Origin of the sequence: Thalassovita autumnalis (assembly GCF_001458255.1) — a bacterium.
Lineage (GTDB): Bacteria > Pseudomonadota > Alphaproteobacteria > Rhodobacterales > Rhodobacteraceae > Thalassobius > Thalassobius autumnalis.
The window spans coordinates 134,849-151,416 of sequence record NZ_CYSB01000026.1 but is presented as its reverse complement, the minus strand read 5'-3'; the positions used below and the strand labels follow the sequence as shown (position 1 = coordinate 151,416).

Genomic DNA, 16,568 nt, shown 5'->3' with positions numbered 1-16,568 from the left:
CCTACCTGAGACCACCAAAATGCCCCGCAGGGCGTGACATCCCCTGTCAGGTTTCGTATATGTTTTGGACCAAAAACGTAGGAAGGCCGGCATGTCCGACACCGAGCAAAATTCGCAGGAATACGGCGCAGATTCCATCAAGGTTCTCAAGGGCTTGGAAGCAGTGCGCAAACGCCCCGGCATGTACATCGGGGACACCGATGACGGTTCGGGCCTGCACCACATGGTTTATGAGGTCGTGGACAACGGCATTGATGAGGCGCTGGCCAAACACGCGGACTTTGTCCATGTGAAAATCCACGCCGACAGTTCGGTTTCCGTGCGCGACAACGGCCGTGGGATTCCGGTGGATATCCACGAAGAAGAAGGCGTTTCAGCGGCCGAGGTCATCATGACCCAGCTGCACGCTGGTGGTAAGTTTGACAGCAACTCCTACAAGGTGTCCGGCGGTCTGCACGGCGTGGGCGTTTCGGTTGTAAACGCGCTGTCGGTCTGGCTGGAACTGCGCATCTGGCGCAACGGCAAAGAACATTGGGCCAAGTTCGAACACGGCGAATGCACCGAACATCTGCGTGTTGTTGGCGATGCGGATGGCCAGAAGGGCACCGAGGTGCGCTTCCTTGCCTCCACCGATACCTTCTCAAACCTCGAATATTCGTTTGAGACGCTGGAAAAGCGTCTGCGCGAACTGGCGTTCCTGAACTCCGGCGTGCGGATCATCCTGGAAGATGAGCGCCCCGCCGAAGCGCTGCGCACTGAGCTGTATTACGACGGCGGTGTGAAAGAGTTCGTGAAATACCTCGACCGCTCCAAGACCTCCCTGATGGAGGATCCGATCTATGTGCGCGGTGAGAAGGACGATATCGGCGTTGAACTGGCGATGTGGTGGAATGACAGCTACCACGAAACCGTTCTGCCCTTCACCAACAACATCCCGCAGCGCGACGGCGGCACCCATCTGGCGGGCTTCCGCGGTGCGCTGACCCGGACCCTGTCGAAATACGCGCAGGACAACGGCATCGGCAAGAAGGAAAAGGTCAGCTTCACCGGCGATGACGCCCGCGAAGGCCTAACCTGTGTCCTGTCGGTGAAAGTGCCGGATCCCAAATTCTCCTCCCAGACCAAGGACAAGCTGGTTTCGTCTGAGGTGCGCCCGGCGGTGGAATCCCTTGCTGGCGAAAAGCTGGCCGAGTGGTTTGAGGAAAATCCAAACACCGCCAAGATGATCGTTTCCAAGATCATTGAGGCCGCACTGGCCCGCGAAGCCGCCCGCAAAGCGCGCGAGCTGACCCGCCGCAAAACCGCGATGGATGTGAACTTCCTGGCCGGTAAGCTGAAAGACTGTTCGGAAAAAGATCCATCCAAAACCGAAGTCTTCCTGGTCGAGGGTGACTCGGCCGGCGGTTCGGCGCAGACCGGACGTGACCGTCAGACTCAGGCGATCCTGCCCCTGAAAGGTAAGATCCTGAACGTCGAACGCGCACGTTTTGACCGGATGCTCTCCAGCCAGGAGATCGGCAACCTCGTGATGGCGCTTGGCACCGGCATTGGCCGGGATGAGTTCAATCTGGACAAGCTGCGCTACCACAAAATCGTCATCATGACCGATGCGGACGTCGACGGTGCCCACATCCGGACCCTGCTTTTGACCTTCTTCTACCGTCAGATGCCCGAGCTGATTGAGGCAGGCCACCTGTTCATTGCGCAGCCGCCGCTTTACAAGGTCAGCCGCGGCAAGTCTGAGGTCTATCTGAAAGATCAGGCCGCGATGGACGAATATCTGATCGATCAGGGCATTCAGGACACCGTGCTGAAACTAGGCTCTGGCATGGAAATCGCTGGCGCCGATTTGAAGCGTGTCGTCGAAGAGGCCCGCAGCCTGAAACGTCTGCTGGATGCCTTCCCCACCCATTACCCGCGCCACATTCTGGAACAGGCCGCCATTGCCGGCGCCTTTGTCCCGGGTGCGGTGGATGCGGACCTGCAAGGCGTGGCCGATAAGGTTGCCAAACGTCTGGACGATATCGCGCTGGAATATGAGCGCGGTTGGCAGGGCCGGATCACCCAGGATCACGGCATCCGTCTGGCCCGTATTCTGCGCGGCGTCGAAGAGGTGCGCACGCTGGATGGCCCGATGCTGCGCTCGGGCGAAGCCCGCAAAACCGGCAGCTTCACCCAAAGCCTGCAGGAGATTTACACCCTGCCCGCAACCCTGATGCGCAAGGACCGGTCGGTGCTGATCCACGGCCCGCTGGATCTGCTGAACGCGATCCTGAAAGAGGGTGAAAAAGGCCTGTCGCTGCAGCGCTACAAAGGTCTGGGGGAGATGAACCCGGATCAGCTGTGGGAAACCACGCTGGACCCCGAAGCCCGCACCCTGCTGCAGGTTCAGGTCGAGGATATGACCGAGGCGGACGATATCTTTACCAAGCTTATGGGCGATGTGGTGGAACCCCGCCGCGAATTCATCCAGCAAAACGCGCTGAGCGTGGAAAACCTGGATTTCTAAACGCCCCAGGTTCGCAGTGACAAACGCCCTGCTGGTTCCAACCGCAGGGCGTTTTTGCATTCTCAGTCAAAATAGGCGCCATAGCTGTAGCCCTGACTGCGCCCCTCCACCCCATTCAGGATCCCGATGATCGCTGCATCTTCCGGCAGGGTTTCCCGCAGGCTGGTGTAGGCGCTGCGCAGCTCAACCTGGGTTGCCTGACCAAAGCGGACGCAGAGCACCGCCACATCCACCAGCGGCGCGATATACTGCGTGTCCACCACCGGCGCCAATGGGGCGGAATCCACAATCACAACGTCAAAGGCGCTGCGCGCATTGTCCAAAAGCGCCTTGAAGGCCATGGATTGCAGCGGCGCATCTGTCGGCACATCCGCGCGCCGGCTGCCAAGGATGATCGCCAAGGGGCTGCGGGGCTCGCGCAGATAAAACTGTTCCACCGGCGCATCGCTGTCATCCCGGCCAGCCCCCGCCTGTTCCTGACACAGTGCGCCATTGGATTGCAGGTATTCCAGCAGGCCCACGTTTGGCTCCGCCCCGATGAAGGCCTGAATATTTGGGCTGCGCAGATCCGCATCGATCAGCAATGTGCGTTGCCCGGCCAACGCATAGGTGCGCGCCAATGCCAGCGCAGTGGTGGACTTACCCTCCGCCGGATTGGCGGAGGTCACCAAAACAACCGCGCCTGAGGCCTTGCCCCACTTGCCCAAACTGCGGTCAACGCTGGCCCTTAGCGCGCGAAACGCCTCAGCAAATTGTGTCATCGGCTCGGCCACGACTTTATCCGCCAAAGTGTGCCAGCCCGGTTGCATCGTGGTTTTCGGCACGGCAGCGGCGGGTTTTTCAGGCAGCACATTGCCCAGCTGACTGGCCGATGTGATCCCGCCGTAATAAAACTCCTTCAGCAGTGCCAAACCGATGCCCAGCGCCACTGCAAACACCAGCGCCACCCCCAAAACCAATCCTGCATTGGGAAATGAGGGCTCACTGGGGGGCAGCGCTTCGGACACAAGGCGGCTGCCCGCAACCTGCATCACCGCCAGCGCCTCCACATCGCGCAGACGCGTGTTCAACTGATCAAATTGGCGCTGCGAGGTCAGCGCATTCTGGTTCAGCGCATAGATATCGGTCAGCGTTTGCGGGCTCAGATCCACGCCCGTAAGGGCACGCTGCACCTCACCCAGGGTGCGATCCTGCGCCCGTAGCGCCTGCTGATAGTCCCGGCGCAACCCGGTCACTGCCGCACGCCCCTGCGACCGCAGTTCCGCCTCAAGCGCCCGGACCTCAGCGGTCAGATCAAAATTGTCCTGCGGGGTCAGCTCCGCACCAATCAAACGGGTGGCAAGCGCCGCACGCTGCTGCGCCAGCGCGGCAAGCGACTGATCGCCCACCTGGGCCGCAAGATCCTGCCAGTCCCCCTGTTCAAACCCTTGATCTGCAAGCTGCAACTGATCTTCGACCCGCGCCAGCTGCGCCTGCCCCTCGGTCAGTTGGATGCTGAGCTGCCGCAGCTCCGCGCTGTCCACCTCCGCACTTAACCGGTCTATGTTTTCCAATACATACCCGCGCAGGGCCGTATTGCTTTCCGCTAACCGCTCCGCCGCTTTGCCCAATTCTGCGCGCAGCACCTCACCCGAGGCCGCAACCGATCGCCTGCGGCTGGTCAGCTGATCCCCGATGTAGATGCGAGCATGGGTGTTGGCGAGGTGCGCCGCCAGATCGGGATCCTCACTGGTGATCTGAACACTGACCAGATAGGTCTGCCCCCTGCGCTGCACCGCCAACGCCTCTGAGAAATTGGCGATTGTCTCATTCACCAGCGCGGTGGCGGACGGGGTCGGCAGCGTCACGCCCAGCGCCAGACGCATCTGATCCAACAGGCCAACCCGGGGGCCAAACGCCGCAGAATTAGATAGGTCAGCCGTCTTGATCGTCTGCAACGCCAACCGGGGTGATTTAAGGATCTCAACCTCAGTTTCAATTCGCACGTCCTCGGCGCCCGGGGTGCCACTGTGGCCTGCAGAAGGATCCAGCAAATTGGTTTCCTGCGGATCGATCTGCACCAGCGCGGTTGCCGTAAACAGCACCGTTGTACGCAGCAGATAGGCCCCGGCAACGGTCAGCATGACCAGACAGGTCAGCGCAACCAGCCACCTCTGACGCCGCAGAATGAGGAGGATATCGCGCAGGTCCAGAAACGCCGCATGAGATCTGTGCATGTTACCCTGTCCCATACGCCCCAAATGAAATGCTCAACCTCACATGCCTCTCCCGGTCTCTATGCGTCCCATGTCATTGGGCTTTCTTTGTGTGCCTTCCGCCCCACGCCCAGGCGCGAGGCCAAGGCAGACTAAAGCGATGAACACATAGACATTTGCAGCAATCTCAAAACTGAAATCGGCAAGCGAATGCACCGCGGCCAGAATGATCACCGCGCAGCCAATCACCGCGGGTCCATAGCCGTGCCGCCGCTGGCGCAGGGCAAGCAGCAATTTGACAAAAACCGCCCCCACCAGAGCCAGGGTCAAACTGCCCAACGGGATCCCATAGTCCACCCAAAGGCTGAGGTAGGTGTTGTGGGGCAGCTGCCACGTCCGATCCATACGCAGGTCAGGCTGATGAAACAGCTCAAACGCCACATGGAACCCATCCACGCCATAGCCCGTCCAAGGGCGCGCCATGATCATCGCCCAGGTTTGCCGGTAAAGCGCCAGCCGCTCCTCCCAATCGGCGGGCGCAAATACCAACCGTTCCAGCATGGCCTGCCCAAAGGTGCTGAGGGCAAAAGTGACCAAAACAAACGCACCAAGGCACAGGACCAGCCCGGTTCTGCGGCCTGGCGCCCCTGCTTTAATCGCAAGGAAGCTGATCACGCCACTCAGCGCGATCAGGGCAGAAAACACCCCCATCCGTGATCCCGTCGCAGCAAGCGCGCTCAGGATCAGCAGGAGACCCAGCGCCTGTAGCACCACGGGCCCACCGCTGGCGCGCCTCACGGGCAGGAAAGCCCGCTCCGCACCCAACGTCAACGCCACCAGACGTGCGGTTCCGATCACCGCCCCCATCGCCAAAAAGCTGGCAAAGGAATTGCGGTTCACAAAGGTTCCCGTTGCGACCCCATGGTAGGCCGATTTTTCCCCCAGCAACAGCGTGTCCCCTAGCACATGCAGCGACAGCAGCGCCCAGGCCGCATGGGCCACAAACCCAACGTATAGCAACGTCAGCATCCGCTCGGCCCGGTGCGGGTTGGCGCTGACCTCTGCCATCAGCACAAACAGCATCGCGTAGGACGCCAGCCGCAGCAGGGCCAGCTGCCCCGCCCCAACTGCCAGACTGATGTGATTGGGGTGCACATCATTGGGCAGGCCTGACAGAGGGGGCGCCGAAACGGGCAACACGCACCAGGTCGCAGCAATCAGTATCGCGCCACCCAGGCAAGCAATGCCTCTATGATGGCGCAATTCCATGGGGCGGTGTGGCACACAGACGGCCCGCATGAGAAAATAGGCAATGCTGATCATCGACAGCACCAATGTCGCGCCGATCCAAGTAAGCGCAGAGGTTGCACCCTGTGGGACAGCGATCAGGATGACGAATGCTGGTAGCCCCCAGGAAAGCGCGTCCGTCAGCACGTCCATCTGTTTGGAACCAGGGCGCACTAACGCCAGCGCTGACCGTGACGCGTATTTTAACCCGCCCGCCATCTGGACTAACAGCGGGGTTTCGCGATCAGATTCGATCATCCCCTGCCCCCATTCGATGCGCCTCGCAGGGCACCGCGCAGCAGCGCCAAAAACGCTCGTTTACGGGCAATCGGCGCCTTCTCAACCGCCGCCAACAACCATGCCCGCCTGTCAGTTTGGCGCTGATAGAGCTGCACCAGCAGCGGCAGGTAGTCATCGATCTGCAACACCGTCAGCACATCCGCCCGCAGCGCCAGATCAATTTCCGAGGCAGGTGCCGTGCCCCCGGTTAGGGGCACATCTAACCCGTTGTTCAGCAGAACAAATCGCAACCGCCGCGCCGCCAGCCAGCCTTCATGCGGTGCCGTCTTTTGCGCCAACAGCAACGCAGATTCAGCGTCAACTGACCGCCCCAAGAACGCCAGCGCTTGTGCGCGGACCAAATGCGCTATGGCGGCCGTGGGTGATGACCGCAGAACCTCATCGGCCCGTTTCAAACAGGCCCCCGCCACACGATGCATCGCCTGAGGGTCCGCAATTTTGGCAGAAGGGCCGGCCAGCAGATCGTCACAGCCCGTCAATTGCGCCTGTTGCACCCGCCATGACCGTACGGCAGCAAACTCCGGAACGCTGCCCAGCGCCTGCAGATAAATCGATGTCGCCCCCCGCCCGACCTGCCGTTGGCCAGCAAGTTCCGCAGGCAAAAGCCACAGCGCGACCACAAAGATCCCGCCAAACCCCGCACTCAGGGCCAGTGGCATTAAACCCGGTGTCTGCATCACTCAAATCCCTTAACCAAAGCCGTCTTTAAGAACCGTCAAATGCGCTAAGCCTACGCAGCAATTGACTTAAATTTTTTGCATTCAGCACGCGCGCCCCATTCGGCCACCCCATTTCTGCCCGCATTCCCGGTGAGGCTGCCCGCCATCACTCCGCGCCTCGGATAAAGCGACCTCCTCCGGCCCAACAAGGCCCTGCCGCGCGGCGCTTTAAGTTCCCAGACATGCGCCGTCTTTACAGGGTGTAGGTCAGTTCAACCCGGTGTGCGTTCGCGATGACAAAAGGCGGCAGTTTCAATCCCAGCAAGCATCCAGCGCAATTGCGCTTTGCGGCTGTGCTCTTGCTGTGCCTGTCCTTCTTCATCCTTTCCTCGGTGACACCAGTCAGTGCGGCGCCCACAGTCCTGCACATTCACAACGATCCCGGTGGCAGCCTGCCCGCCCGCCTTCAGGACCTACAGCGCCTGCGACAGTCCGGCCAGCGGGTGGAAATCCGCCGCGGTTACTGCAATTCGGCCTGCACGCTGTACCTTGGTTTGCCTGACACCTGCATCTCGGTCCACGCGCGCTTTGGCTTTCACGGGCCGCAGCTGGCCACCCGAGGCCTGAAAATGCTGCCCACAGACTTCGAACGCTGGTCACAGACCATGGCCGATCACTATCCGCCCGCCCTACGACGCTGGTTCCTCAGCACCGCCCGCCACTCCACCACCCTGATCACGCTCAGCGGGGAACAGCTAATCAACATGGGTGTCACCCGCTGCACCTAAGTCAGTACTATTCGGCAAGCACACCCCGTTAACCAACTCTCAGGTCGGGCTGCCAGCGATTTGCGTCAGATCCACCTCCTGTCCACTACCCAGCTGCGTTGCAACCGCCCGCAGATCCTGCGCCGCCTGCGAATCTGAAGCTGCAACACTGCCCGCCACCTCAGCCACAACATCTGCCATTTGCTGCTGCACCCCACTGTGAGATTGCGCCGTGCTGACCGCAATGGTCGCCAATGTAGCCAGGTACCCGTTGACCGTCGCCTGCGGCACGTCAGCCATCGTGGAAATCTGCTGAATGGCCCCTGTCAGCACCAGCTGGCAACCCGGCGGATCGGCGTTGCAGGCCGTGAGCAGTTGATCAAAATCCACCGAAGCCTCCTGCGCCCACACAATGGGGGCCGTCAGAACAGCCAGAACACTCAGCAACCGCCTCTTAGCCATAGTTCCCTCTAAAAGCTCAAAATTCGACTAAAACTTGAGGCAACAACACCGCCTCACCTCTTGCCTCACTGTGCAAGTAGAAAAGCTAACAATTGGTAAACGGATCGCATAACCCGCAGCGCTTTCTGGCATGGCAGCGGTTTCGCGTCTTGACACGCCACCGCCCACCCCGCATGTCGCCTAGGACGGCAGATAGAAAGACGGTCCCATGACAGAGCTCCCCCTCCCCCCGATTCAGGATGACGCCTGGCCGCAGTCGGCCGAGGAGATGAAGGGCGGCTTTGCCACCCAGCTTAACGTTTACCGCACCATGGCCCATAACCCCGCGCTGCTGACCGCCTGGGCGCCGCTGCGCCAACATGTGGTGATTGACAATGCGCTGGGGCAGGAACTGTCCGAAGTGGCCATCCTGCGCACCGGCCACCGCTTGGGCTCACCTTACGAATGGGGGCAGCACGTGCACCGCGCCCGCGCCTGCGGGATGAGCGATTCCCGCATCAACAAGGTACGCGGCCCGCTGGAAGGCATGCGCAAGGACGACGCCACCGTCGCCCGCGCCGTGGATGAATTGTTCTACGAAAAACGCCTGTCCCCCCACACCCAGCAGGCGCTGGTGGATCTGGTGGGCAAGGAGGGGATGTTTGATGTCATCGCCACCGTCGGCTTCTACTCAACGCTTGGCTATATCCTGAACTCCTGCGAAACCCCGCTGGATGATGACATCGCCGCCGCGCTGGAAGAAAAACCTTTCGATCCCTAATCGCTTTCAACGTTTCATAAATACTCTGGGTGAATTGGCCGTCAGGCCAAGAGGGCAAAGCCCTAAATACTCAACCCAAATGAAAAACGGCGCCCCGGGAGGCGCCGTTTCTATTACGTCAACTCACAGCGCGCTTAGAGCGTTGCCATAAAGGCCGCGATCCCAGCCTCAGCCACGTCACGGTCCTGCGCCGGGGTGCCCGAGGACACGCCGATGCCGCCAACAACCGCGCCATCAACCTCCACCGGCAGGCCACCGCCGACCACCATCAGGCGGCCGCCTATGGCCGAGGCGATGCCATAGGCCGGTTTGCCCGGCTGGCTGACCTCGCCATAGTCATGGGTCGCCTTTTTGGCACCGGCAGCCGTGAAGGCCTTATCAACCGCGATGGTTGAGGAGGTCACTTTCCCCCCGTCCATCCGTTCAAAGGCCACCAGATTGCCGCCCTCATCGGTGATCGCGATGCACATTGGCACCCCGATCTCCTCGGCTTTGGCGCGGGCGCCGGCGATCATCACGCGGGCGTCCGCAATATCCAGACGTTGGATCGTAAGCATGGTTCTCCTCCCTTAACCGCAGATCAGACCGCTTTGGCTTCACGACGGCGGGCGTGCAGCACCGGCTCAGTGTAGCCCGAAGGTTGCTCAACACCCTTGAAGATCAGATCGCAGGCTGCGGCAAAGGCCACACCGTCATAGCCCGGCGCCATCGGCGTGTAACCAGCATCGCCGGCGTTCTGACGATCCACCTCAACGGCCATACGTTTCAGGCTGTCCATCACCTGATCTTCGGTCACCAGACCATGCACCAGCCAGTTGGCCAGATACTGCGAGGAAATCCGCAGGGTGGCGCGGTCTTCCATCAGGCCCACATCGTTGATGTCCGGCACTTTGGAACAGCCCACACCCTGATCGATCCAGCGCACAACATAGCCCAGGATCCCCTGGCAGTTGTTGTCCAGATCGCGGCGCACCTCGTCCTCGGTCAGGTTGCGACCAGCCAGCAGCGGCGGGGTCAGCAGATCGGTCAGGCTGGCGGCTTCGCGCGACTTCAGGCTGTCCTGTTCAGCAAAGACATCCACCTGATGATAGTGGGTCGCATGCATCGTCGCTGCGGTGGGTGAGGGCACCCAAGCCGTGTTGGCACCGGATTTCGGGTGGCCGATCTTGGCCGCCAGCATCTCAGCCATCATGTCAGGCTTGGCCCACATACCTTTGCCGATCTGACCTTTGCCCTGCATCCCGGTCGCCAGACCTGCGTCCACGTTGCCGTTTTCATAGGTGCTGAGCCACAGCGCGGTTTTCATCTCATCCTTCGGGATGAAGGCACCCGCCTGCATTGAGGTGTGGATCTCATCGCCGGTGCGATCCAGGAAACCGGTGTTGATGAAGACAAGACGGTCCTTCACCGCGCGGATACATTCACGCAGGTTAGCCGAAGTGCGGCGCTCTTCGTCCATCACACCCAGTTTGACGGTGTTTTCCGCCAGACCCAGGATCTGTTCCACACGGGCATACATGGTGTTGGCAAAGGCCACCTCTTCCGGCCCGTGCATCTTGGGTTTCACTACATAGACCGACCCGGCGCGCGAGTTTCGGGCGCCCGCGTCTTTCTGCAGGTCGTGCATGGCGCAGGCCACGGTGACCAGCGCGTCCAGCATGCCCTCGGGGGTTTCGGCGCCGTCCAGCTTCACCGCATCGGTGGTCATCAGGTGACCCACGTTGCGCACCAGCAGAACCGCTCGGCCGGGCAGCACCACTTCGCCACCCTCAGGTCCGGTCAGCACCTTGTCGGCGTTCAGGCGGCGGGTCATTTCCTGACCACCTTTGGTGAAGGTTTCCGCCAGATCACCCTTCATCAGGCCCAGCCAGTTTTTGTAAACGGTGACCTTATCTTCGGCGTCGACTGCGGCGACCGAATCTTCGCAGTCCTGAATGGCGGTCAGGGCGCTTTCCAGCACCACATCGCGCAGACCAGCGGCATGGGTCGCACCCACCGGGTGGCTAGGATCGATCAGCAGTTCAATATGCATCCCGTTGTGGACCAGCACGTAAGAGGCTTTATCACCCTCTTCGGTGTAACCCACAAAGGCACCTGCATCGGCAAAGCCAGTGGTTTCGCCCGCAACCTCAGCCACAAGCGCTGCGCCATCACGGCGGTAGGCCGTCACATCAGCGTGGCTGCCCGAAGCCAGCGGTACAGCCTTGTCCAGGAAATCGGCAGACCAAGCTACGGCCTGCGCGCCACGTTTGGGATCATAGCCTTTGCCTTCCGGCGCACCGGGCAGCGCATCGGTGCCGTAAAGCGCATCATAGAGCGACCCCCAGCGGGCATTGGCCGCGTTCAGGGCAAAGCGTGCGTTCATCACCGGCACCACCAGCTGCGGGCCTGCGATGGTGGCAATCTCAGGATCCACGTTGCCAGTGTCGATTTCGAAATCGTCACCTTCTTCGACCAGATAGCCGATGCCCCGCAGGAAGGTTTCATAGGCCACCGAATCCCACGGCTGGCCTTTGCGGGCTTTCAGCCAGGTGTCGATCTGACCCTGCATTTCGTCACGCACCGCCAGCAGGCGGCGGTTTTCCGGGGCCAGCTCTGCCAGCATGTCAGCATAGCCCTGCCAGACCGCATCGGCCTCCAGGCCCAGCCCAGGCAAAACTTGGGTTTCCATCAGGTCTGCCAGATCCTGGGCTACGTCCAGCCCAGCGCGGGTTACATATGCGCTCATCTCGTCACTCCTAGAATTCTTTGCGCACCATTGTATACCTGCCGCGGTGCAGCGTCTTGTGTGGCGGCAAAAAATTCCACATTGTGGAAATGCGCCTTTCACTTTGGGCCAGGCTTTGGGAATTAAACAAAAATGGCAGAGCGTCAAACCAACGGAGTGCAGTCTGTTCAGCGTGCCCTGGCCCTTTTGGAACGGGTGGCCGAGGCACAGTGCGGCGCGCGCCTCACCGATCTGGCGCGGGATGCAGGGCTGGCGGCCTCGACCGTGCACCGGTTGCTGACCACGCTGGAGCAGAGCGGGTTCGTCCATGCCGATGCCGCCTCCGGTCGCTGGCATGTGGGCCAACGCGCCTTTGCCGTTGGTGCCGCCTATACCAAACAGCGCAGCTTTGTGGCGCCTGCCCTGCCCTTCCTGAAACGTCTGCGGGACACCACACGGGAAACCGCCAACCTTGGCGTGATCGAGGATGGTGAGGTGGTGACACTGAGCCAGGTCGAAAGCCGCGAAATCATGCGCGCCATTTCCCCGCCCGGTGGCCGTGTGCCGGTGATGTGTTCCGGCATGGGCAAAGCGATCCTGGCCACCTGGGAAGACGCCGCGATTGACCGGGCCATTGAACGTCACGGGCTGCGGGCGCTGACCAAGAGGTCCCTCACCAGCCCCAAAGCGGTCCATGCCGAAATCGCCAATATCCGTCAGCGCGGCTATGCGCTGGATGATGAGGAGTTTGTGATCGGCCTGCGCTGTGTCGCTGCGGTGGTCTGGGGACCGGCAGGTGAACCCGCCTGCGCCATCTCAGTTTCAGGTCTAGCGGCGCGCATGACCCCGGAAAAGGTGACCCAGACCGGCGCAACCGTGCAGCGTTTGGCGGCAGAATTGACCGAGGTTCTGGGCGGCAAGCCCCCCGAATCCAGTTAACCAGAGCGGTGGAATCACGTCGGTCGCCTGACGTCTGTTTCACGACAGCGCAGCCGCTTTGGCGCGCCCGAAGGGGGGATATCCTATCCCAAAGGGGGGCCTCCACCCGCCTTTTACGACGCCAAATGGACCTTTGCCACGGCCCCGAGCGGTTCATGCAAGCGCCGTGCCAGCCTATACTGATGGGGAAGTTTAGTCAGTTTTCATGGTATTCGAGAAAGGCAGGTAAAGCAGCATATGCGTATACTCCTCGCCGATGATCATCTGCTCTTGATTGAGATGATCGCAACCTATCTGGGCCAAGACGATTCCGTGACCGTCGACAAAGCGGCCACTCTGCCCGCAGCCTTGCAGCTGCTGGCCACCGGCAAATTCTATGACCTTGTGGTGCTGGATTACCAGATGCCCGGTATGAACGGCCTGTCTGGTATGAAACAGGTGATGGCCGCCGAGAACGTCAAACATGTGGCGGTGATGTCCGGCCAGATCCCCGCAACCGAGGCCCGCGAAGCCTTCCGCCTGGGCGCGGTCGGTGTGATCGCCAAATCAGTGTCCGCCAACTACTTTGTCCAGACGCTGAAGTATCTGGCCATGGGCGGCAAACACATGCCGGAAGAATTCGTTGGCGTTGATGAGCCCCAGAACCCGTTTTTTGAACAGCTGTCGCGGCGCGAAACGGAAATCCTGCGCGAAATCGCTACCGGCAAAACAAACAAGAACATCGCCTATGAGCTGGGCATTCGTGAGACGACGGTGAAACAGTTCGTCACGCTGATCAACAAAAAGCTCAACGTCCAGAACCGCACCCAGGCCGCGCTGCTGGCGCGGGATTACGGGCTGGTCTGACCCTCATTTACATTCAAGCGTCCCTACCCTCCCCGGCCTGAGCGTCCCCTCTCAGCGCCGGGATTTTTTTATTGTAAGCCATACCTCGCAACGCCAGTCTCGGCGCAACATTCAGACAGGTATTGAGGGCAAAGAAATGAAAACCATCGGCATTCTTGGCGGCATGTCGGCCGCGTCTACCCAGACATATTACCGCGAACTCTGCCGGCTAACCCAAGCACGTTTGGGTGGGCTGCATTCCCCTGAACTGCTCATCCGGTCCTTAGACTTCGCCCCAATTGAAGCATTGCAAACCGCCGGGGACTGGGACGCAGCGGGTGAGATCCTGAACAAGGAAGCCCGCGCCCTGCGCGCAGGTGGGGCCGAGGTGTTGTTGCTAGCGACCAACACGATGCACAAACTCGCAGATGAGATGATGAGCGGCGTCGACCTGCCGTTGATCCACATTGCCGACGCAACCGCCGCTGCGATCACCAAAGCCGGTTGGACACGTCCGGGATTGATGGCCACCGCCTTCACGATGGAACAGCGATTCTACTTGGACCGGTTGGAGGTGGCAGGGCTCAGCCCTATCGTTCCGGAAACAGATGATCGCGCAGAAACCCATCGCATCATTTACCAGGAGCTTTGCAAGGACATCACAACGTCAGCCAGTCGCGAGCAATATGAAGAAATCGCCAAACGTCTGAGGGACGCGGGCGCGGACTGCCTGATCCTGGGCTGCACTGAGGTTGGCCTGCTTCTGTCCGAGACCAACAGCCCCCTACCTGTATTCGATACGACGCTGATCCATTGCCAGGCCGCGCTCGACGCCGCATTGGCCCCCTAATATGACAACAAGAAATCCCGGTCTGTTGGACCGGGATTTGGGACTTGATCAGGGGAGAGATAAGGAACTGATAAATTAGGAGCGCGAGTGAGGGGGGGGGACATCGAAAACAACGGTTGACTGCCTTAACGTGTTTTCTAACTCTCGCGCTCCTTTTTACTCGTTACTGTACTCGATACAGGTCACTTAGAACTTTGGAACTCATCACCAGTACCTTGGTATTGGTTTTAACCCATTGTACCCGCACCCGAATATCCGGGTATTGGTATGGGCATACATACTTTGGTAAGGGCGCCGCTTTTCCAAAGTCGCCCTTAGTCCTATTTTCAAAACATTTCCAAAGCCTTAACAAATCGGACGTCGGATCGGAAAAACCGCATCGCCCCGGCAAAACGGCCTAGTCCGGCAAGTTATCCACAGATTCGACTGACTTTGGGCGGTTCTTTGCAGTCCCAGCGCCCGCCCAACTTGGCAAATCCGACGCAAAAACCTAGAACCGCAGGGACAAAACCAAAGCATCGCACCAATCGGCGCGGCTGATTCTTGCCCGCAGGACACCTTGTATGACGAACTACCTCTATCAAAACGATCTGCCCGACGGGCTGGACCTTGGCCCGATGGTGGCCATCGACTGCGAAACCATGGGTCTGAACCCACATCGCGATCGCCTGTGTGTGGTGCAGCTGTCTGGTGGGGATGGCCATGCCCATATCGTGCAGATTGCCAAAGATCAGACCGCGGCGCCAAACCTGTGCAAACTGCTGGAAGACCCCGATGTGCTGAAGCTGTTTCATTACGGCCGGTTTGACATCGCGGCGATGTACAACGCCTTTGGCGCCCTCACGGCACCGGTCTATTGCACCAAGATCGCCAGCAAGCTGGTGCGCACCTACACTGACCGTCATGGGCTGAAGAACCTGCTGCAGGAGCTGATCCAACAGGATATCTCCAAGCAGCAGCAAAGCAGCGACTGGGGCGCGCCGGAACTGACCAAGGCGCAACTGGACTACGCGGCCTCGGATGTTCTTTATCTGCACAAGCTCAAGGCGGAACTGGACCGGATGCTGCAGCGCGAAGGCCGCAGCGAGGTGGCGCAGGCCTGTTTTGAGTTCCTGCCAACCCGGGCCAAGCTGGATCTGGCGGGCTGGCCTGATGTCGATATCTTCTCTCATTAACGCACCCAGCAAGGCGGTTTAGGAACAAATCATGGCAGCGCGCGACGGGTTCTATTCGATCTTTGTGGCCTGGATGAAAATCCTGCTGCCGCTGGCCGCGCTGGTCCTGCTGTCCACGCTGTTCCTGCTGTCGCGCAGCCGGGACACTGCCACCGGGCTGCCCTTTACAATGACTGACCTGCAGGAACGCGCCCGGGATGAGCTGATCTCAGAACCGCGGTTTGCCGGTGCCAGCACTTCGGGCGATTTGATTGCCTTTGAGGCGGAAACAGCCCAACCCGATGCGGATGCCGCCCATTTGGCCCATGCCACCACGCTGAACGCCCAGATCGACTTGACCAGCGGCACGGTGGTGACCTTTTCTTCAGGCAGCGGTCTGCTGAACACCCGCGATCAGCTGGCGGAGTTGAGCGGTGATGTGGTGATCACCAGCTCCACCGGCTACACGATCCGCACCGATCATCTGACCACCCAAATGGCCGGTGTTGGCGCAGAAACCAAGGGCCCGGTCAGCGGTGAGGGCCCGGCCGGGCGCATCGACGCCGGCAAAATGCTGCTCAGCGAAAATCCAGAAACCGGAGATGTCCATTTGCTTTTCACAAATGGCGTAAAGCTGGTATATCAACCGCAGGATTAGGATTGGTACATATGACCCGTGTGATTTCCCTTGCCTTTGCGGCCCTTATTGCAGTTGCCGCCCCTGTTTTGGCACAGGACCTTGCCTTTGGCACCTCGCGCCCAGATCCGGATGAACCGGTCGCGGTTGAGGCGGATGCGCTGGCCGTGAACCAGGAGGATGGCACAGCCACCTTTACCGGCAATGTGGTGATCACCCAGGGTGATATGGTGCTGTCTGCAGAAACCGTTCTGGTGGTCTATAAAGAAGACAGTCAGAAGATCGCCTCGCTCGACGCGACGGGCGGGGTGACGATGGTCAGCGGTGAAGACGCCGCCGAAGCGCAAAACGCCCAGTATGACATTGATGCAGGCACCGTCCTGTTGACCGGTCAGGTGCTGCTGAGCCAGGGCGACAATGTGATGTCGGGGGACCGGATCACCATCGATCTGAACGCCGGCACCGCGCAGGCGGGCGGCCGTGTGCGCACCACGTTGCAGACCGGGAACTGAACCAC

15 protein-coding genes are annotated in these 16,568 nt (G+C 60.3%); 9 read left to right on the top strand and 6 right to left on the bottom strand.

The annotated features are described in order from the left end of the window. Positions 1–91: 91 nt before the first annotated feature. The gene (gene gyrB, locus TL5118_RS08830) at positions 92–2,509 is read left to right on the top strand and encodes a DNA topoisomerase (ATP-hydrolyzing) subunit B (protein ID WP_058242554.1); all 2,418 of its coding nucleotides are present in this window, start codon (positions 92–94) and stop codon (positions 2,507–2,509) included. 62 nt (positions 2,510–2,571) lie between these two features. On the opposite strand, the gene TL5118_RS08825 is transcribed toward gyrB, so the two are convergent. From TL5118_RS08825 to TL5118_RS08815, 3 genes are read right to left on the bottom strand one after another with little or no spacing between them, the layout of a single operon-like run. After that, positions 2,572–4,725, bottom strand: a complete 2,154-nt coding sequence (locus tag TL5118_RS08825) for a GumC family protein (RefSeq protein ID WP_058260780.1) — start codon at positions 4,723–4,725, stop codon at positions 2,572–2,574. A gap of 39 nt (positions 4,726–4,764) precedes the next feature. Then, positions 4,765–6,249, bottom strand: a complete 1,485-nt coding sequence (locus TL5118_RS08820) for an O-antigen ligase family protein (protein ID WP_058242552.1) — start codon at positions 6,247–6,249, stop codon at positions 4,765–4,767. Further along, positions 6,246–6,971, bottom strand: a complete 726-nt coding sequence (locus tag TL5118_RS08815) for a hypothetical protein (protein ID WP_131727428.1) — start codon at positions 6,969–6,971, stop codon at positions 6,246–6,248. Before TL5118_RS08815 ends, TL5118_RS08820 begins: the two co-directional genes overlap by 4 nt. A gap of 272 nt (positions 6,972–7,243) precedes the next feature. On the opposite strand from TL5118_RS08815, the gene TL5118_RS08810 reads away from it, so the two are divergent. Further along, on the top strand, positions 7,244–7,738 hold the full coding sequence (locus tag TL5118_RS08810) for a hypothetical protein (RefSeq protein ID WP_058242550.1): 495 nt from the start codon (positions 7,244–7,246) through the stop codon (positions 7,736–7,738). A gap of 39 nt (positions 7,739–7,777) precedes the next feature. On the opposite strand, the gene TL5118_RS08805 is transcribed toward TL5118_RS08810, so the two are convergent. Continuing rightward, positions 7,778–8,179, bottom strand: coding sequence for a hypothetical protein (locus TL5118_RS08805; protein WP_131727427.1), 402 nt, complete (start codon positions 8,177–8,179; stop codon positions 7,778–7,780). 208 nt (positions 8,180–8,387) lie between these two features. Between TL5118_RS08805 and TL5118_RS08800 the strand changes: the two genes are divergently transcribed. Continuing rightward, on the top strand, positions 8,388–8,939 hold the full coding sequence (locus tag TL5118_RS08800; RefSeq protein ID WP_058242548.1) for a carboxymuconolactone decarboxylase family protein: 552 nt from the start codon (positions 8,388–8,390) through the stop codon (positions 8,937–8,939). Between the two features lie 134 nt (positions 8,940–9,073). On the opposite strand, the gene TL5118_RS08795 is transcribed toward TL5118_RS08800, so the two are convergent. After that, positions 9,074–9,496, bottom strand: a complete 423-nt coding sequence (locus TL5118_RS08795) for a GlcG/HbpS family heme-binding protein (protein ID WP_058242547.1) — start codon at positions 9,494–9,496, stop codon at positions 9,074–9,076. A gap of 23 nt (positions 9,497–9,519) precedes the next feature. Then, positions 9,520–11,667: a malate synthase G gene (locus tag TL5118_RS08790; RefSeq protein ID WP_058242546.1), complete on the bottom strand. Its 2,148-nt coding sequence runs from the start codon at positions 11,665–11,667 to the stop codon at positions 9,520–9,522. 132 nt (positions 11,668–11,799) lie between these two features. Here TL5118_RS08790 and TL5118_RS08785 point away from each other — a divergent pair, with 132 nt between their 5' ends. The 6 genes from TL5118_RS08785 (at position 11,800) to lptA (ending at position 16,563) form a co-directional block, all read left to right on the top strand. Then, the gene (locus TL5118_RS08785) at positions 11,800–12,585 is read left to right on the top strand and encodes an IclR family transcriptional regulator (protein WP_058242545.1); all 786 of its coding nucleotides are present in this window, start codon (positions 11,800–11,802) and stop codon (positions 12,583–12,585) included. A gap of 237 nt (positions 12,586–12,822) precedes the next feature. Next, positions 12,823–13,431: a response regulator transcription factor gene (locus tag TL5118_RS08780; protein ID WP_058242544.1), complete on the top strand. Its 609-nt coding sequence runs from the start codon at positions 12,823–12,825 to the stop codon at positions 13,429–13,431. 136 nt (positions 13,432–13,567) lie between these two features. Next, positions 13,568–14,260: an aspartate/glutamate racemase family protein gene (locus tag TL5118_RS08775; protein ID WP_058242543.1), complete on the top strand. Its 693-nt coding sequence runs from the start codon at positions 13,568–13,570 to the stop codon at positions 14,258–14,260. A 563-nt stretch (positions 14,261–14,823) separates the two neighbouring features. Then, positions 14,824–15,435, top strand: coding sequence for a ribonuclease D (locus TL5118_RS08770; protein ID WP_058242542.1), 612 nt, complete (start codon positions 14,824–14,826; stop codon positions 15,433–15,435). Positions 15,436–15,466: 31 nt separating this feature from the next. After that, the gene (lptC, locus tag TL5118_RS08765) at positions 15,467–16,072 is read left to right on the top strand and encodes an LPS export ABC transporter periplasmic protein LptC (RefSeq protein ID WP_058242541.1); all 606 of its coding nucleotides are present in this window, start codon (positions 15,467–15,469) and stop codon (positions 16,070–16,072) included. 11 nt (positions 16,073–16,083) lie between these two features. After that, entirely contained in the window at positions 16,084–16,563 is a 480-nt protein-coding gene (lptA, locus tag TL5118_RS08760) for a lipopolysaccharide transport periplasmic protein LptA (protein ID WP_106404199.1), read from the top strand. Positions 16,564–16,568: the final 5 nt, after the last annotated feature.

Coding starts and splice junctions, on each gene's coding strand:
- gyrB (WP_058242554.1), top strand. CDS start 92: ATGTCCGACACCGAGCAAAATTCGCAGGAATACGGCGCAGATTCCATC.
- TL5118_RS08825 (WP_058260780.1), bottom strand. CDS start 4,725: ATGCACAGATCTCATGCGGCGTTTCTGGACCTGCGCGATATCCTCCTC.
- TL5118_RS08820 (WP_058242552.1), bottom strand. CDS start 6,249: ATGATCGAATCTGATCGCGAAACCCCGCTGTTAGTCCAGATGGCGGGC.
- TL5118_RS08810 (WP_058242550.1), top strand. CDS start 7,244: ATGACAAAAGGCGGCAGTTTCAATCCCAGCAAGCATCCAGCGCAATTG.
- TL5118_RS08805 (WP_131727427.1), bottom strand. CDS start 8,179: ATGGCTAAGAGGCGGTTGCTGAGTGTTCTGGCTGTTCTGACGGCCCCC.
- TL5118_RS08800 (WP_058242548.1), top strand. CDS start 8,388: ATGACAGAGCTCCCCCTCCCCCCGATTCAGGATGACGCCTGGCCGCAG.
- TL5118_RS08795 (WP_058242547.1), bottom strand. CDS start 9,496: ATGCTTACGATCCAACGTCTGGATATTGCGGACGCCCGCGTGATGATC.
- TL5118_RS08790 (WP_058242546.1), bottom strand. CDS start 11,667: ATGAGCGCATATGTAACCCGCGCTGGGCTGGACGTAGCCCAGGATCTG.
- TL5118_RS08785 (WP_058242545.1), top strand. CDS start 11,800: ATGGCAGAGCGTCAAACCAACGGAGTGCAGTCTGTTCAGCGTGCCCTG.
- TL5118_RS08780 (WP_058242544.1), top strand. CDS start 12,823: ATGCGTATACTCCTCGCCGATGATCATCTGCTCTTGATTGAGATGATC.
- TL5118_RS08775 (WP_058242543.1), top strand. CDS start 13,568: ATGAAAACCATCGGCATTCTTGGCGGCATGTCGGCCGCGTCTACCCAG.
- TL5118_RS08770 (WP_058242542.1), top strand. CDS start 14,824: ATGACGAACTACCTCTATCAAAACGATCTGCCCGACGGGCTGGACCTT.
- lptC (WP_058242541.1), top strand. CDS start 15,467: ATGGCAGCGCGCGACGGGTTCTATTCGATCTTTGTGGCCTGGATGAAA.
- lptA (WP_106404199.1), top strand. CDS start 16,084: ATGACCCGTGTGATTTCCCTTGCCTTTGCGGCCCTTATTGCAGTTGCC.